Annotated in this window: 16 protein-coding genes; 10 read left to right on the top strand and 6 right to left on the bottom strand. The window is 73.8% G+C overall.

The annotated features are described in order from the left end of the window. The first annotated feature begins 13 nt into the window (after nucleotides 1-13). On the top strand, nucleotides 14-1312 hold the full coding sequence (locus OCU29_RS09975) for an MFS transporter (RefSeq protein ID WP_261819782.1): 1299 nt from the start codon (nucleotides 14-16) through the stop codon (nucleotides 1310-1312). Nucleotides 1313-1316: 4 nt separating this feature from the next. Beyond that, on the top strand, nucleotides 1317-1454 hold the full coding sequence (locus OCU29_RS09970) for a hypothetical protein (RefSeq protein WP_179614585.1): 138 nt from the start codon (nucleotides 1317-1319) through the stop codon (nucleotides 1452-1454). Between the two features lie 18 nt (nucleotides 1455-1472). On the opposite strand, the gene OCU29_RS09965 is transcribed toward OCU29_RS09970, so the two are convergent. The 4 genes from OCU29_RS09965 to OCU29_RS09950 are packed head-to-tail and all read right to left on the bottom strand — an operon-like array spanning nucleotide 1473 to nucleotide 5543. Beyond that, a complete protein-coding gene (locus OCU29_RS09965) occupies nucleotides 1473-2633 on the bottom strand; it encodes a sulfotransferase (RefSeq protein WP_261819781.1) in 1161 nt (386 codons plus the stop codon). Further along, a complete protein-coding gene (locus OCU29_RS09960) occupies nucleotides 2630-3478 on the bottom strand; it encodes an SDR family oxidoreductase (protein WP_261819780.1) in 849 nt (282 codons plus the stop codon). The genes OCU29_RS09965 and OCU29_RS09960 overlap by 4 nt, the downstream gene beginning before the upstream one ends. Next, nucleotides 3475-4668 (bottom strand): hypothetical protein, encoded by a 1194-nt coding sequence (locus OCU29_RS09955; RefSeq protein ID WP_261819779.1) that lies wholly within the window; start codon nucleotides 4666-4668, stop codon nucleotides 3475-3477. Before OCU29_RS09955 ends, OCU29_RS09960 begins: the two co-directional genes overlap by 4 nt. Then, on the bottom strand, nucleotides 4665-5543 hold the full coding sequence (locus tag OCU29_RS09950) for a TIGR03619 family F420-dependent LLM class oxidoreductase (protein WP_261819778.1): 879 nt from the start codon (nucleotides 5541-5543) through the stop codon (nucleotides 4665-4667). Before OCU29_RS09950 ends, OCU29_RS09955 begins: the two co-directional genes overlap by 4 nt. 46 nt (nucleotides 5544-5589) lie before the next feature. On the opposite strand from OCU29_RS09950, the gene OCU29_RS09945 reads away from it, so the two are divergent. From OCU29_RS09945 to OCU29_RS09935, 3 genes are all read left to right on the top strand, one after another. Beyond that, entirely contained in the window at nucleotides 5590-6015 is a 426-nt protein-coding gene (locus OCU29_RS09945; protein WP_179614582.1) for a nuclear transport factor 2 family protein, read from the top strand. 90 nt (nucleotides 6016-6105) lie between these two features. Continuing rightward, a complete protein-coding gene (locus OCU29_RS09940) occupies nucleotides 6106-6669 on the top strand; it encodes a hypothetical protein (protein ID WP_261819777.1) in 564 nt (187 codons plus the stop codon). A 35-nt stretch (nucleotides 6670-6704) separates the two neighbouring features. Next, complete coding sequence (locus OCU29_RS09935) at nucleotides 6705-7331, top strand: hypothetical protein (protein WP_261819776.1); 627 nt, start codon at nucleotides 6705-6707, stop codon at nucleotides 7329-7331. 38 nt (nucleotides 7332-7369) lie between these two features. On the opposite strand, the gene OCU29_RS09930 is transcribed toward OCU29_RS09935, so the two are convergent. After that, nucleotides 7370-8215, bottom strand: a complete 846-nt coding sequence (locus OCU29_RS09930; RefSeq protein ID WP_179614579.1) for an aldo/keto reductase — start codon at nucleotides 8213-8215, stop codon at nucleotides 7370-7372. A 65-nt stretch (nucleotides 8216-8280) separates the two neighbouring features. Between OCU29_RS09930 and OCU29_RS09925 the strand changes: the two genes are divergently transcribed. Together OCU29_RS09925 and OCU29_RS09920 are read left to right on the top strand one after the other, a co-directional pair. Then, complete coding sequence (locus OCU29_RS09925) at nucleotides 8281-8718, top strand: NUDIX hydrolase (protein WP_179614578.1); 438 nt, start codon at nucleotides 8281-8283, stop codon at nucleotides 8716-8718. A gap of 56 nt (nucleotides 8719-8774) precedes the next feature. Next, nucleotides 8775-10625 carry an FG-GAP-like repeat-containing protein gene (locus OCU29_RS09920; protein WP_261819775.1) on the top strand — a complete coding sequence of 617 codons (1851 nt, stop codon included), beginning with the start codon at nucleotides 8775-8777 and terminating at the stop codon, nucleotides 10623-10625. 9 nt (nucleotides 10626-10634) lie between these two features. Here OCU29_RS09920 and OCU29_RS09915 read toward each other — a convergent pair whose 3' ends face one another. Further along, nucleotides 10635-12143 (bottom strand): hypothetical protein, encoded by a 1509-nt coding sequence (locus OCU29_RS09915; RefSeq protein ID WP_261819774.1) that lies wholly within the window; start codon nucleotides 12141-12143, stop codon nucleotides 10635-10637. Nucleotides 12144-12271: 128 nt separating this feature from the next. Here OCU29_RS09915 and OCU29_RS09910 point away from each other — a divergent pair, with 128 nt between their 5' ends. The 3 genes from OCU29_RS09910 to OCU29_RS09900 are packed head-to-tail and all read left to right on the top strand — an operon-like array spanning nucleotide 12272 to nucleotide 13300. After that, complete coding sequence (locus tag OCU29_RS09910) at nucleotides 12272-12430, top strand: hypothetical protein (protein ID WP_261819773.1); 159 nt, start codon at nucleotides 12272-12274, stop codon at nucleotides 12428-12430. Next, nucleotides 12427-12762, top strand: coding sequence for a hypothetical protein (locus OCU29_RS09905; RefSeq protein WP_261819772.1), 336 nt, complete (start codon nucleotides 12427-12429; stop codon nucleotides 12760-12762). Before OCU29_RS09910 ends, OCU29_RS09905 begins: the two co-directional genes overlap by 4 nt. Then, nucleotides 12755-13300 carry a hypothetical protein gene (locus OCU29_RS09900; protein WP_261819771.1) on the top strand — a complete coding sequence of 182 codons (546 nt, stop codon included), beginning with the start codon at nucleotides 12755-12757 and terminating at the stop codon, nucleotides 13298-13300. The genes OCU29_RS09905 and OCU29_RS09900 overlap by 8 nt, the downstream gene beginning before the upstream one ends. Nucleotides 13301-13317 lie beyond the last annotated feature (17 nt).

Here is a 13317-nt window from a genome sequence, read left to right as displayed (position 1 = left end):
GTCGTGGTGGGCGATGTCCTGGGGTGAGCGGCTGCGCGCGCTGCGCATCGACCTGACGCCGCTGCGCACCTCGCGCGACTTCCGGCTGCTCTTCGTGGCCGGCACCGTCTTCTACCTCGGCGCGATGGTCACCTACGTCGCCATCCCGTTCCAGGTCTACCGGGTCACCGGCTCCAACCTCGCCGTCGGCGCGATCGGCCTCGTCGAGCTGGTGCCCCTGGTGGTCTTCGCGCTGTACGGCGGCGCGCTGGCCGACCACGTGGACCGCAAGCGGCTGCTCGTGGCCACGGGCGTGGCCCAGGCCGTGGCCACCGCGGTGCTGGCCGCCAACGCGTTCGGTGCCTTCGGCCCCGACCCGCACCTGTGGCTGGTCTTCGTGCTCGCGGCCGTGCTCGCCTCGACCTCCTCGATGCAGCGGCCCTCCCGCGAGGCGCTGATGCCGCGCACCGTGCGTCACGACGAGATCCCGGCGGCGCAGGCCCTGACCAGCCTCGGCATGGAGATCGGGGTCCTCGTCGGCCCGGCCCTCGGCGGCCTGCTGATCGCGTACGTCGGGCTGGGCTGGTGCTTCGTGGTCGACGTCGTCGGGCTGGGGGTGGCCACCCTGATGTACCTGGCGATGCGCTCCTACCCGCACCGCGAGGAGACCACCCCGCCGAGCCTGGCCGGCGTCGTGCAGGGCGCGCGCTACGCCCTGGCCCGCCGCGACCTGCTCGGCACCTACCTCGTCGACATCGCCGCGATGCTGCTGGCGATGCCGGTGGTGCTCTTCCCGGCGCTGGCCGAGACCGTCTTCGAGGCCCCCGAGCTGCTGGGGCTGCTCTACTCCGCGGAGACCGTCGGGGCGCTGGTGGCGACGGCGTTGTCGGGGTGGACCGGGCGGGTCCACCACCACGGCCGCGCGATCGTGCTGGCCGCGGCGGCGTACGGCGTGTGCATCGCGCTGGCCGGCCTGATGCCGAGCTTCTGGCTGGTGGCGGCGTTCTTCGCGCTGGCCGGCGCCGCCGACATGGTCTCCGGGGTCTTCCGCGGCATCGTGTGGAGCCAGACCATCCCCGAGGGGATGCGCGGGCGCCTGGCCGGGATCGAGATGCTGTCCTACTCGCTGGGCCCGCTGGGCGGGCAGGTGCGCGCGGGCGTCACCGCCGACCTGTGGTCGGTGCGCGGCTCGATCACCAGCGGCGGCATCGCCTGCGTCGCGGGCGTGGGCGCGACCGCGCTGTGGCTGCGCGACTTCTGGTCCTACGACGCCCGCACCGACGAGCACGCCGTCGCCGAGCGCGCGGTGCGCGCCGCCCGCGACGAGGCGTGATCGCGTGGCAGGCTGGGCCACCATGAGCGGCTACTACTCCTGCATGGCCTGCGGGCACGAGTTCGACCCGATCGCCACCCGGTGGTTCTGCCCGCACTGCAAGTTCAAGGCGAACTGCTGCGAGGGCGAGCCGCTCGGCTGAGGCGCCGTCGGTGACGGCTCAGCGCGCGAACGCGTCGCGCACCCTCGTCTCGGTGAGGCCGTAGTCCTTGAGCGAGTACTGGTGGGTGGGGCGGGCGTGGCCGGAGCGGGCCTCGGCGTCGATCTCGCGCACCCGCGCCTCGGCCTCGGTCGTGAGCGTCATGCCGAAGGCCTCGTAGACGCCGCGCACGGTGCCGAGCGGGTCGCCCTGGAGGTCCGCGAAGTCGACGTCGACGAACTGGGACTGGTCGTAGCGGGGCCGGGCGTCGTGGAAGGCGTGGAAGGCGCGCGACCACAGGTCGAGCTGGGTGTGGCCGACGACGCCGCCGACGAAGGTGTCGGAGTGCCCGGCGGTGGTGGCCGCCGACAGCGAGCACGACGACGCGATGCAGGTGACCGGGTCGCGGTGCGTGTAGACCACCAGCGCGTCGGGGTAGACGCTCATCAGCGCGTCGAGGGCGGTCATGTGCGAGGGGTTCTTCAGCACCCAGCGCTTCTCGGGGTCGTTCATCCCGATCAGCTGCAGGTTCTGGCGGTGCCGCGCGTAGGCGTCCGTCCAGTCCTGGCCGCGCAGCCAGTCGGTGTAGCGCGGCAGGTTGGCCAGCGACTCGTACGAGTTCGACTTGCCGGTCTGGCGCAGCAGCCGCCAGCACTCCTCCACCGACGTGGCGTCCATGTAGTGGATGCCCATGTACTCCGGGTCCTCGACGTGGTGGGCGCTGAAGGCCTCCTGCATCGCGGCGAAGACCGGGTCGGCCTCCCACGTCGCCCGCGGCGGGCGCGGCTGGGGGAACTGGGTCAGCCACATCTCCAGGCCCTGGTGGGCGGGGTCGGAGACCAGCAGCCGGTGCAGCGCGGTGGTGCCGGTGCGCGGCAGGCCCATCACGAAGACCGGCCGCTCGAGAGGTACGTCGGCGTGCTGGGGCAGCGCGGTGAACTGGGCCTGGGTGAGCAGCCGGCCCACGAGCGCGCTCTTGACCTCGGAGCGCTGGAAGTAGTTGCCGCGCCCGGTCAGCCCCGCCTCGGGGCTGTTCAGGTCCTCGACGAGCACCCGCAGGCCCTCCTCGTGGGCGTCGCCCCCGAAGTCGTCGAGGCCGGTGGTGCGCACCGCGGCGGCGGCGATGTCGTCGTAGGACCCGACGTCGGCGCGCTCGCGGGTCATCACGTTGGCACCGCTCACGAGTGGAACTCCCCGCAGTCGACGTTGAGCGTCTGCCCGCTCACCGCGGAGGCCAGGTCGGTGGCCAGGAAGAGCGCCGCGCGGGCCACCTCCTGCGGCGAGGCCAGCCGCTGCAGGTCGGTCGGGGCGGCCTTCTCGGCGTACACCTCGTCGTGGGTGCGCCCCGACTCCGCGGCGATCCAGTCGAAGTAGGCCTTGTTGACGTCCTCGTAGATGTAGGACGGCGCGACGCTGTTGACGCGGATGCCGCGCGGGCCGAGCTCGGTGGCCAGCGACTCGGCCAGGTGCGCCAGCGCACCCTTGGAGAGCTTGTAGCCGGCGTACTCGGGCTGGGAGGAGTAGCGCACGCAGGAGTTGAGCATGATGACCGACCCGCCCGGCTTGCCCGGCGCCGCGGCGAGCGCGTCGGCGAAGGCGGCGGTCAGCGAGAGCGGCGCGAAGACGTTGGTCTCGTTGGCGCGGCGCAGCTCCTCGACCGGGATGGTCGAGATCGGGTCCATCGGGGGGATCGCGAAGGCGTTGTTGATCAGGCAGTCGACCCGGCCGTACTCCGCCAGGGTCCGCTCCACGAGCGCGGCGCGGGAGGCCTCGTCGGTGACGTCGGTCGGCACCACCAGCGCGCGCGACCCGAGCTCGCGCACGACCGCGGCCATCTTCCTCAGCCGCGACTCGGTGCGGCTGACCAGCACGAGGTCGGCGCCCATCCGGGCCGCCTCCTCGCCCAGAGCGCGGCCCAGCCCGGGGCCGACGCCGGAGAGCACCACGACCCTGCCGCGCAGCAGCGGCTGCGGTTCGTAGCGCTCCTCGACCGAGGTGTCGTGGGTGGTGGCGGTGGTGGGGGTCACGAGATCATCCTCCGGGCGACGTGGCGCTGCCGGGCGGTGATCCGCTCGGCGTGCTGCTGCGGGGTGAGCGGGGCGAGGTGGGGCAGGTGCGCGGGCACCTCGGCCAGCGCGACGACCTGCACGCGCGGGCCGTCGTCGGGGCCGAGGTCGCGCTCGAGGCGCTGCCAGCGCAGCATCATCGAGCCGGTGCGGTGCCCGGTGGTCTCCAGCCAGTTCGCCAGGTACGGCGCCTCGGCGTCGCCGCTGGGCGGGTGCTCGCTGATGACGAAGCGCATCAGCCCGTCGGGGTCGGTGACCGCCTGGGCCTTGGTCAGCGAGGTCTGGTGGGTCTCGTAGTCGGTGGAGGCGTACCAGTCGGAGCCGACCTGGATCGCCTGGTAGCTGCAGTCGTCGCAGCGCGGCACCGTCACGATCATCGCCTCGTCCTCGGCGAGCTCGTAGTGCCCGATCGAGGAGCGCTGCGAGGCCAGCCCGCCGGGGGTCTGCTGGGGCGCGGTGAGGGTGTTGACCGGCTCGGCGTACTGGAACCAGTGCGGGAAGGCGAACCAGGTGCGGATCGAGCCGGTGAGGGTGCGGGCGGCGACGTCGTACCGCTTGGCCAGCAGGTCGCGGGTCAGGTCGCGGGCGGGGCGGCCCAGGGTGTCGGTGCGCTCGATCGTGAGGGTGCCGCGCTCCTCGGTGTCCCAGTCGTTGAAGACCTCGCGCACGATGAGGGTCTTGGCGCCCGGCTCGGCGGTGTAGGTGAAGTCGAAGGAGCCGTCGGGGGCCACGTCGAGCTCGCGGTCGTCGAAGGCCATCAGCGAGGTGGCGGCGGAGTCGGCGGTGTAGGCCCCGCCCATCACCTGGAAGGACAGGTCGGCCGAGCTGCCGCGCCGCCCGCGCACGACGTACTCGACGCCCTCGCGCAGGTAGGCGCTGAAGTAGACCGCGTCGGGGTTGTCGAGGCCCTGGCGGGAGAACTGGTGGGTGGCGTTGATGAACAGCGGTCGGTCGAGGTCGTGGTCGAAGGCCATCTGCATCGCCATCCGGATGCGGCCCGCGAGGTAGTCGTAGCCCTCGAGGCGGTCCTGCTCGGTGCGGATGAACGGGGCGGTCGCGACGAGGTGCTCGCCCTCGGCGATCGCCTCGCGCAGCGGTGCGGTGAGGTCCCAGCCGGGGTCCTCGGTCGGCTCCTGCGACGGGCCGCTCACGCGCCGACCCGGCTGATGACGGACTCGGCGTACCGCTCGAGGTGCTCGACCTTGGTCGCGAGCGGCTCGGTGTCGGGGCCCTTGATGTAGGGCACCCGGAAGCCGACGATGCAGTCGGTGACGCCCTTGTCCTCGAGGCGCTTGACGCCGTCGGGGTCGTAGGCGTCGTAGGAGATCACGTGCACCTCGAAGTCGTCGCGGCTGTCGCCCTCCTCGCGGCGGATCTCGGCGAGCCGGGCCAGCAGCCGGTCGAGCTCCTCGCCGTCGCCGCCGGCGTGCATCCAGCCGTCGCCCTTGCGCACCGCGCGGCGCAGCGCCGCGTCGGCGTGCCCGCCGACCAGCAGCGGGACCGGGCGCCCGGGGGCGGGCCGCTGCTGCATCGACTCGATCGAGAAGAACTCGCCGTCGTAGGAGAAGAACTCGCCCGAGGTCAGCCCGCGCACGATGTCGAGGCACTCGTCCATCCGCCTGCCGCGCCGCTCCCACGGCACGCCCATGGCGGTGAAGTCCTCCGGCCACGGCGAGAGGCCCACCCCGAGACCGAGCCGGTCGCCCGACAGCGCGGCCAGGCTTGAGGCCTGCTTGGCCACCAGCACCGGCGGGCGCACCGGCAGCTTGAGCACGAACGGCGTCAGGCGCAGCGTGGTGGTCAGCGCGAAGAGGTGCGCGCACATCACCATCGTCTCGACGAAGTCCTTGCCCTGCAGGAACTCCCGGTCGCCGGTGTCGGTGTAGGGGTAGGTCGAGTCCGACACCTCGGGGTAGATGAGGCTGTCCGCGACCGTCATCGAGGTGTAGCCGGCGGCCTCGGCGGCCTGGGCCAGCGGCGCGTAGTGCTCGATGCTGGTCATCGCCTCGGCATAGGTGAAACGCATACCGGCACACTAGAACGTGTTTCAGTTCTGTGCCAGAGTTCCGACCGTGGACCTCCCAGAGATCAGCGACCGGCTCGAGGCGGCAGACGTGCTGACCCGCTACACCCGGGCCATCGACACCGGCGAGTGGGACCTGCTCGACACGGTCTTCACCCCCGACGCCCAGATCGACTACACCGCCTCCGGCGGCATCGCGGCCGGGTACGCCGAGGTGAAGCCGTGGCTGGCCGAGGTGCTGCCGGCGTTCTTCCTGCGCCGGATGCACATGCTCGGCCAGGTCGAGACCCGCCTGGAGGGCGACACGGCGACCACGACGGCGTACTTCCACAACCCGATGGTGATGAGCGACGGCGCCGGCGGCGAGAAGGTCGTGGAGCTCGGCGGGATCTACCACCACCGGCTGGTGCGCACCGCCGAGGGCTGGCGCAGCCGGCACCTGCACGAGGAGATCGTGTGGAGGCGCGGCCTGTAGCCGCTGCCCGCGGGGACGCGGCTTGGTCCGCGCCGCGTTGTCCGCGACAATGAGCAGCGACTGCTCGCCGAGACGACGACGGAGACCCCCGTGGCCCTGCACGACGACCGCCCCGTCCTGACGGGGCTGCTCGCGCTGGTCGGCGTCGGCCTGGCCGTCGGGCTGGTGCTCGGCGGTGGCGCCCTGGCCGTGACCCGGGTGCTGGGCATCGACGGTTCCTCCGGCGCCAGCACCGCGACCGACGCCGCCTCCCTCTACCTGCCGCGCCCCTCGCGGACCGAGGGCCCCTCGGGGCCGCTGCTGACGCTGGCCGCCGAGCCGGGCGAGGGGTCCAGTGCGAGCCAGGAGCCGACCCAGGAGCCGTCGAAGAGCGACGACGCCGAGGGCCAGATCTCGCTGTCGGCGGGGCAGACCCAGGTGGCCCCGATGGGCCAGATCGACCTCACCGGCGTCTACCCGGGCGGCGAGGGCCGGGTGCTGCAGGTGCAGAAGTTCGTCAGCGGCGGCTGGCAGGACTTCCCGGTCACCGCCGTGGTCAGCAACGAGACCTTCGCGACCTACGTGCAGACCAGCGCGCAGGGCGTGAACCGCTTCCGGGTCGTCGACAACGACTCCGAGACCGCCTCCAACGAGGTCAAGGTGACCGTCGGCTGAGCCTGCGGCTCCCTGCTCGCGCGTAGTCTCGGAGCATGCGTACGACGGGGCTGACCGGGCTGACGGGTCTGGTGGGCCTGCTGCTGACGGCTGTCGTGGTCGGCGGCTGCGCCGACGAGGGCTCCTCGCCCTCCCAGCCCAGCCCCGGTGAGGGCGTGGCCCCCACCCCGACGAGCCCGGCCGGCCCGTCGGAGGACGCGGCGGGGGAGCCGGCGCCCTTCCAGGCCCGGCCGGTGCTCGCGGCGCAGGGGCGCAGCCCCGACGGGCTCGACCCCGCCCTCGCGCGGCGCCTCGAGGCCCTCGACTGCCTGCGCAGGCCGCCGAGCGCCAACGGGCCCGGCGGCGAGGCGATGCTCGCCTGCGACGCCCGCGGCGCCGGCTTCCTGCTCGGCCCCACGGGGGTCGACGGCGGGGTCGAGGGCGTCGAGGTGGTCGAGGTCGACGGCGGGTACGCCGTGCAGGTCGCGCTCGACGAGGCCGCAGCCGGTGCGCTGGACGAGCTGGTGAGCGGGCTGGTCGGCTCCGAGGGCCGCTTCGCCGTCGTCGTCGACGGCACCCTGGTCGCGCTGCCGCGCGTCGCCGACGGGGTCGGCGCGACCCTGCAGGTCGGCGACGGCTGGACCCGCGCCGAGGCCGACGACGTCGCCGCCCGGCTCACCTGAGGCGGGCCGGGCGGCGTACGGGTCGTGCGGGGGCGGGCTCAGCCCGGGACGTAGTCGAACTCGTCGGGGTTCGGGCCACGACGGCCGTCGGCGCCGCGGTCGAGGGCGGCGATCGTCGCGACCTCGTCGGCGGTGAGGGAGAAGTCGAAGATGTCGAAGTTCTCGCGCATCCGCTCCTCCTTCATCGACTTGGGGAAGACGATGTCGCCGCGCTCGACGTGCCAGCGCAGGGTGACCTGCGAGACGGTCTTGCCGTGGGCGGCCGCGATCTCGCCGATGGTCTCGTCGGAGAGCACCGCGCCCTGGGCGATCGGCGACCAGGCCTCGACCTCGATGCCGTGGCGGATCGAGGCGGCGCGCGCCTCCTCGTTGGTGAAGTAGGGGTGCACCTCGATCTGGTTGACCGCGGGCACGACGCCGGTCTCGGCGATGATCCGCTCGAGGTGGGCGGGCTGGAAGTTCGAGACGCCGATGGAGCGGGCGCGCCCGTCGGCCACGAACTCCGACAGGGTCTGCCAGGTCGAGACGAAGTCGCCGTCGTAGAGGGTCGGCAGCGGCCAGTGGATGAGGAAGAGGTCGATCTGGTCGAGGCCGAGCTTGCTCATCGTGTCGTCGAAGGCGCGGCGGGCGTCGTCGGGGCGGTGGAAGCCGTTGTTGAGCTTGCTGGTCACGTACAGCTCGTCGCGGGGGATGTCGGCGTTGGCGATCGCGACGCCGACCTCCTGCTCGTTGCCGTACATCTGCGCGGTGTCGATGTGCCGGTAGCCCACCTCGAAGGCCTTGGTCACGGTGTCGGCCGTCTGCTCGGGCGGCACCTGGAACACGCCGAAGCCGAGCTGCGGGATCTGCGTCTGGTTGTTCAGGGTGATGGTGGGAACGCTCATGGTGTCCACAATGCCCCGCAGGCCCTGGCTCATTCCTGTCACCGGGGTGAGGAGAGGATGCTCACGTGCACTACACCGACTACGACACCCGGCTCGCGGCGTACGCCGTCATCACCGACGACCAGGGGCGCGTGCTGCTGGCGCTGTGGAACGAGGGGTCGCGGCGGCAGTGGACGATGCCGGGCGGTGGCGTCGAGCTCGAGGAGGGCGTCGAGCAGGCCGTGGTGCGCGAGGTGCGCGAGGAGACCGGGTACGACGTCGTGGCCGGCGCGCTGCTCGGCGTCGACACCTACGTGCTGCCCCCGCACCGCCGGCTCAACGACAGCGACCGGTCCCTCAAGGCCGTGCGCACCGTCTTCCGCGCCGAGGTCGTCGGCGGCGAGCTGACCCCCGAGCGCGACGGCAGCACCGACGAGGCGCGCTGGTTCACCCTCGACGAGGTGCGCGGCCTCGACCGGGTCTCGATCGTCGACATCTCGCTGCGGCTCGCCGGCCTGCTTTAGGCAGGGGGCCCGGGAGAGGGGCTGACGGCCACCCTCCTGCGTGGCACCATCGGCTGATGGACGGCGAGCCCCGCACCGGTGCGCCGGTGGGGCTGACGGGGCTCGCCGTGCTGGCCGTGGCGGTGCTGGTCGTCGTGCGGGTCTCCGACCACCGGCCAGGCTCGCCCCCGCTCGCCGACGTCGCGGTCCCTGCCGAGCGGGCTCCTGCGGTGGTGCCGCCGCTGGTCGACGAGCCTGTGCGGGTCGGCCCGGAGGTGCTGCGCGGTCTGGCCTTCGAGGACGTCACCGCCCGTGCCGGGCTCGCGCGGGGACCGGGGGGCGGCCCGTCCCTGCCCGACGAGCTCGACGGCGGGGTCGCCGTGCTCGACCTCGACGACGACGCCGACCACGACCTGGTGCTGACCGCGGCGGGCCCCGCCAGCGGTCTCTACCGCAACGTCGGGGGCAGGTTCCGCGACGTGACCGCGGGGTCGGGACTGACCGGGTTGGCCACCGTCAGCGCGCTCGCGGTGGGCGACCTGGACGCCGACGGCCACGAGGACCTCTTCCTCGGTGGCCCCGAGGGCAGGTTCGGCCGGCTCCTGCTCGGCGACGGCACCGGTGGCTTCCGCGACGCGACCCGGGCCGCGGGCATCGACGACCGGCCAGCGGTCGCGGGGGCGCAGCGGCGGCGCATCCGGGGAGCCGACATGGGTGACGTCGACGGTGACGGCGACCTCGACCTGCTGGTCACCGACTGGAACTCCGCCGCCATCGTGGCGGCGTCGATGGCGGGGCGGGGCCCGACGGGTTTCGAGACGCAGTGCGAGTTCGCGGCCTTCATCGACCGGGAACGGGTGCGTGGGGGGCTCGAGGCCACCGGCGACACCCGGCTGCTGCTCAACGACGGTGCGGCCGGTTTCCGCGACGCGACCCGCGAGTGGGGGCTGGAGCCGCTGCGCACCCGGCTGCCGATGACCCCGCAGCTGCACGACCTCGACGACGACGGGCGGCTGGACCTCGTGGTCGCCGGCGACGTGTGCACCTCGCGGGTCTACCGCAACGTCGACGGCGAGCGGTTCCTCGACCAGACGCCCTCCTCGTCCGCCGGAGGGGCGGAGAACGGCATGGGCTCCTGGCTGGGCGACCTCGACGGCGACGCCCGCCCGGACTGGCTCGTCAGCTCGATCGGCTACCCGACGAGCGACGGCGACTGCCCCGAGGTCTCCCTCTTCGCCGGGTGCTCGGGCAACCGTGCGTTCGCCAACGAGGGCGACCTGACCTTCGCGGACCGCACGGACGACTGGGGGCTGCGCGACGGCTGGTGGGGCTGGGGCATCAGCGCCGCCGACCTCGGCAACGACGAGCGGGAGGTGGTCGTGGCCGTCAACGGTCGAGCGGCGGGGCCGGGGCCCGCGGCGCCGGACGACGCCGCCGACGTCTACTACCGGGCCTTCGTCGACGACCCGAGCCGGGTGTGGGTGCCGGACGGCGGGACCTACGTCGACGTCGCCGAGCAGGTGGGGATCGACCACACGGCTGTCGGCTTCGGGCTCGTCGTCCTCGACGTCGACCGGGACGGCCGGCTCGACCTCCTGGTCGCCAACGGCGGTGCGGCCCCGACGCTCTACCGCAACGTCTCACCGCGTCGTCACTGGCTCGCGCTGAGGCTCGAGGACCCGCGCTCGACCGGCAACGCCGCGGGGATCGGGGCCCGGGTCGAGGTCCGGCTGCCCGACGGGCGCCGCGTGGTGCGCTGGGTGCACCGCTCCGGGTCCTACCAGTCCCAGCGGCCGCCCGAGGTGCACGTGGGACTGGGTGCGGTCGGGGGTCCCGTCGACGTGCTGGTGACCTGGCCGGGAACCCGGCTCCCGCAGCGCGTCGACGACCTGGCGGTCGACCGGCTGGTCACGCTCGCGCGTCGCTGAGTCCCGGCCTCAGGCCGCGGCGGGGTCGATCTCGTCGACGAGGAGCCACACGCCGTCCGCCGGCTCCAGCACGAACACCCGGTCGAGCGGACGCCCGTCGACGCTGCCGGTCGCGTGCAGGCCGAAGCGGGGCACGGCCTGCTCGTCGGACGGGTCGCGCACCAGCACCAGCTCGACGGCGTCGACGTCGTACGTCGCCGGCGCGACCCCGGCGCGGATCGCGTCCGTCGTCGCGGCCAGCCGGGTCGCCCCCAGCGCGGTGGCGGCCATGGCCGGGTCGCGCTCCTCGAGCGCCCGGTGCTCGATGGCGAGGGCGGCCAGCAGGTCGGTGGCCATCTCCCCCGCGTCGAGCCCCGAGGTGCCTCCCCGGATGCTCTCGACCTCCGCGGAGACGCCCACCTCGGGCGGCGCGGGCAGGGTCACGGCGGGGCGCGCCCCGGACGGGGTGGATGCGTCGTCGGACGCGGAGGTGGTCGGGGTGGGCGCGGGGGTCGTGGCCCCGACGACGAGCACGAGCGGCACGAACGCGGCGGCCAGCGCCAGGACCGTGGCGCGCGACATCGGGGACGCCGGGGACGCCGGCACCGCGCTCCGCTCGCGTGCCCACCCCAGCACCGGTCGCAGCGCGCAGACGGCGACCAGGCCCCCGAGCAGCCCCACCTTGGCGCCGAACTCGGTCTCGGCGGTGGCGATGAGCAGCGTGCACGCCGCCGCCACCGCGGCGCCGAAGGCGACCCGGGACCGAGGGTCGCGGGGCGAGGTCATGGGGTCGGTGATCATGAAGAACATGAAGACCAGGACCTCCGGCGAGGCCAGCACCACCAGCCACAGGTCCGCTCCGCAGACCGGTGCGGTGCTCCAGCGGGCCGAGAAGCAGTGCCCGGTCAGCGCCAGCGCTCCCACCCCGACGCCCAGGACGCCCCAGAACGCCAGCGACATCGCCAGCAGGCCCAGGCGCCGGGTCACCGCCAGCGCGCCGGCCAGCAGCACGGCGTACACGACCAGGAGCGCCGGCCCCAGGTCGCCCCACCAGAAGTCGAGCGGGTTGACGAGGTCCTCGCCGACCACCAGGAAGCAGACCACCAGCCCCAGGTTGGAGGGGTTGACGAGGGGTCGCCCCCGGTGGCGGAGCACGTACTTGGAGAGGAGCGCCAGGGCAGCTGTCGCCGCGAAGACGTACCAGCCCTGCAGGCTCCACCAGTCGCCGTGCTCGGTGCCGTTCCAGCGCAGCACCAGCGCCACCCCGTTGCCGGTGAGGAGCGCGCTCGCGGGCCAGGCGAGCACCCCCGACTCCCGGGCCACCACGACGATCTCGATCGCCGCGCAGGTCCCGAGGCAGAGCAGGATCTGGGCGATCGAGACCTGCCAGCCCAGGACGGTCTGGCCCAGCACCTGCAGCGTGCTGATGGTGACGGCCAGGTGCAGCCGGGGGTCGCGCGGTGACGGCAGGCGCACCGGGTAGTCGGTGCCGCCCAGCCGGACCGTGCGCCCGGCGGTCGCTGGCTCGGTCGCGGGCATGCGTGATCGTAGGCCGCCAGCACCGCCGCGGTCAGCCCGTCGGCACCTGTGCCTTCCAGGCCGGTCCCGCGGGTCGCTGCCGGCGCGGGCGTCGGTTTGGCGCCACCGCGGCAGGGCAGGATCGGCCCGTGCTCGACGTGCATCCCCATGCGGTGGCCACCGCCGCAGGCCGCGTGGACGCGGCCGCGTCGGCGATCCTGGACGTCGACGCGGCGCAGACCGCCGCCACGGTCTCCGGCGCCGACGGCGGCGCCAGCACGCGGTTCGAGCAGGGGAGGCCCCGATGAGCGGGTGGACGATCCCGCTGGTGCGCTCCTGGCGGCCCGCCGCCCTGACCTCCGCCGCCGACGACCTCGGCAGGGCCTCCAGCGCCGTCGACGACCAGGTCGACGAGCTCGACGACTCCCAGCGCGAGACCGCCCGGCGCATCGCGTACCGCTCCCTGCTGGCCCGTGGGGTCCTGGACCCGCCGACGCCCGAGGCGATCGCGCGGACGGCCGCGGTCCGCGACGACACGGATCCGCCGGCCCTGACCGTCTTCTCCGGCCCCGACGGGTGCTGGGTGGTGGATGCTGCGGACGAGCCGCTGCGTGCCGAGCTGGAGGTGCTGCGTGGCTGAGAGTGCGCAGCTCGACATCCCGCGGCTGCTGTCACGCCAGCCGACGACGTGGCTGGCGTTCGGAGGCACCGTGGTCGCCGTCCTCGCCATGGCGGGGTGGGCCGTGGCCACCGAGACCGGGGTCAACCAGGTGATGGCGGGACTGGTCGTCGCGGCGACGGTCGTGGCGGTGGCAGCGGTGGTCTGGCGCCGCACGTGGCTCGACACCGGCGACGGGACGCTGCACCACCGGGTCGCGTTCCTGCCGGAGCGCAGGGTGGCCTGGGCGCAGGCCACGACCGTGGACCTCGAGCGCAACCGGGCGGGCCAGCTGGCCCTGCGCGCCCGGGGCGAGCGTGGGACGGTGCGCGTCACGCTGCTCGCCGACGACCTCGGGGGCGAGCGCAGCGCCGGCCCCGACCTGCTCCGGGTCCTCGCCGACGAGATCGACCGGTGGGCCCCCGAGCGGCGCCGGCTCACCGCGCGGCTGCGGGCCCAGGCCGACCACGTCGAGTCCGGCGGGGCGCCGCGCGAGTCCCCGCTGGCGCGGCACCTCTGACGCGTCGCCCCGGAGTC

Source organism: Nocardioides sp. OK12, assembly GCF_024341885.1.
Lineage (GTDB): Bacteria > Actinomycetota > Actinomycetes > Propionibacteriales > Nocardioidaceae > Nocardioides > Nocardioides marinisabuli.
Note: the sequence above shows the minus strand (reverse complement) of the source record. Positions and strands in the feature narration are given on the sequence as shown.

Coding starts and splice junctions, on each gene's coding strand:
- OCU29_RS09975 (WP_261819782.1), top strand. CDS start 14: ATGTCCTGGGGTGAGCGGCTGCGCGCGCTGCGCATCGACCTGACGCCG.
- OCU29_RS09950 (WP_261819778.1), bottom strand. CDS start 5,543: ATGCGTTTCACCTATGCCGAGGCGATGACCAGCATCGAGCACTACGCG.
- OCU29_RS09935 (WP_261819776.1), top strand. CDS start 6,705: ATGCGTACGACGGGGCTGACCGGGCTGACGGGTCTGGTGGGCCTGCTG.
- OCU29_RS09930 (WP_179614579.1), bottom strand. CDS start 8,215: ATGAGCGTTCCCACCATCACCCTGAACAACCAGACGCAGATCCCGCAG.
- OCU29_RS09920 (WP_261819775.1), top strand. CDS start 8,775: ATGGACGGCGAGCCCCGCACCGGTGCGCCGGTGGGGCTGACGGGGCTC.
- OCU29_RS09915 (WP_261819774.1), bottom strand. CDS start 12,143: ATGCCCGCGACCGAGCCAGCGACCGCCGGGCGCACGGTCCGGCTGGGC.
- OCU29_RS09905 (WP_261819772.1), top strand. CDS start 12,427: ATGAGCGGGTGGACGATCCCGCTGGTGCGCTCCTGGCGGCCCGCCGCC.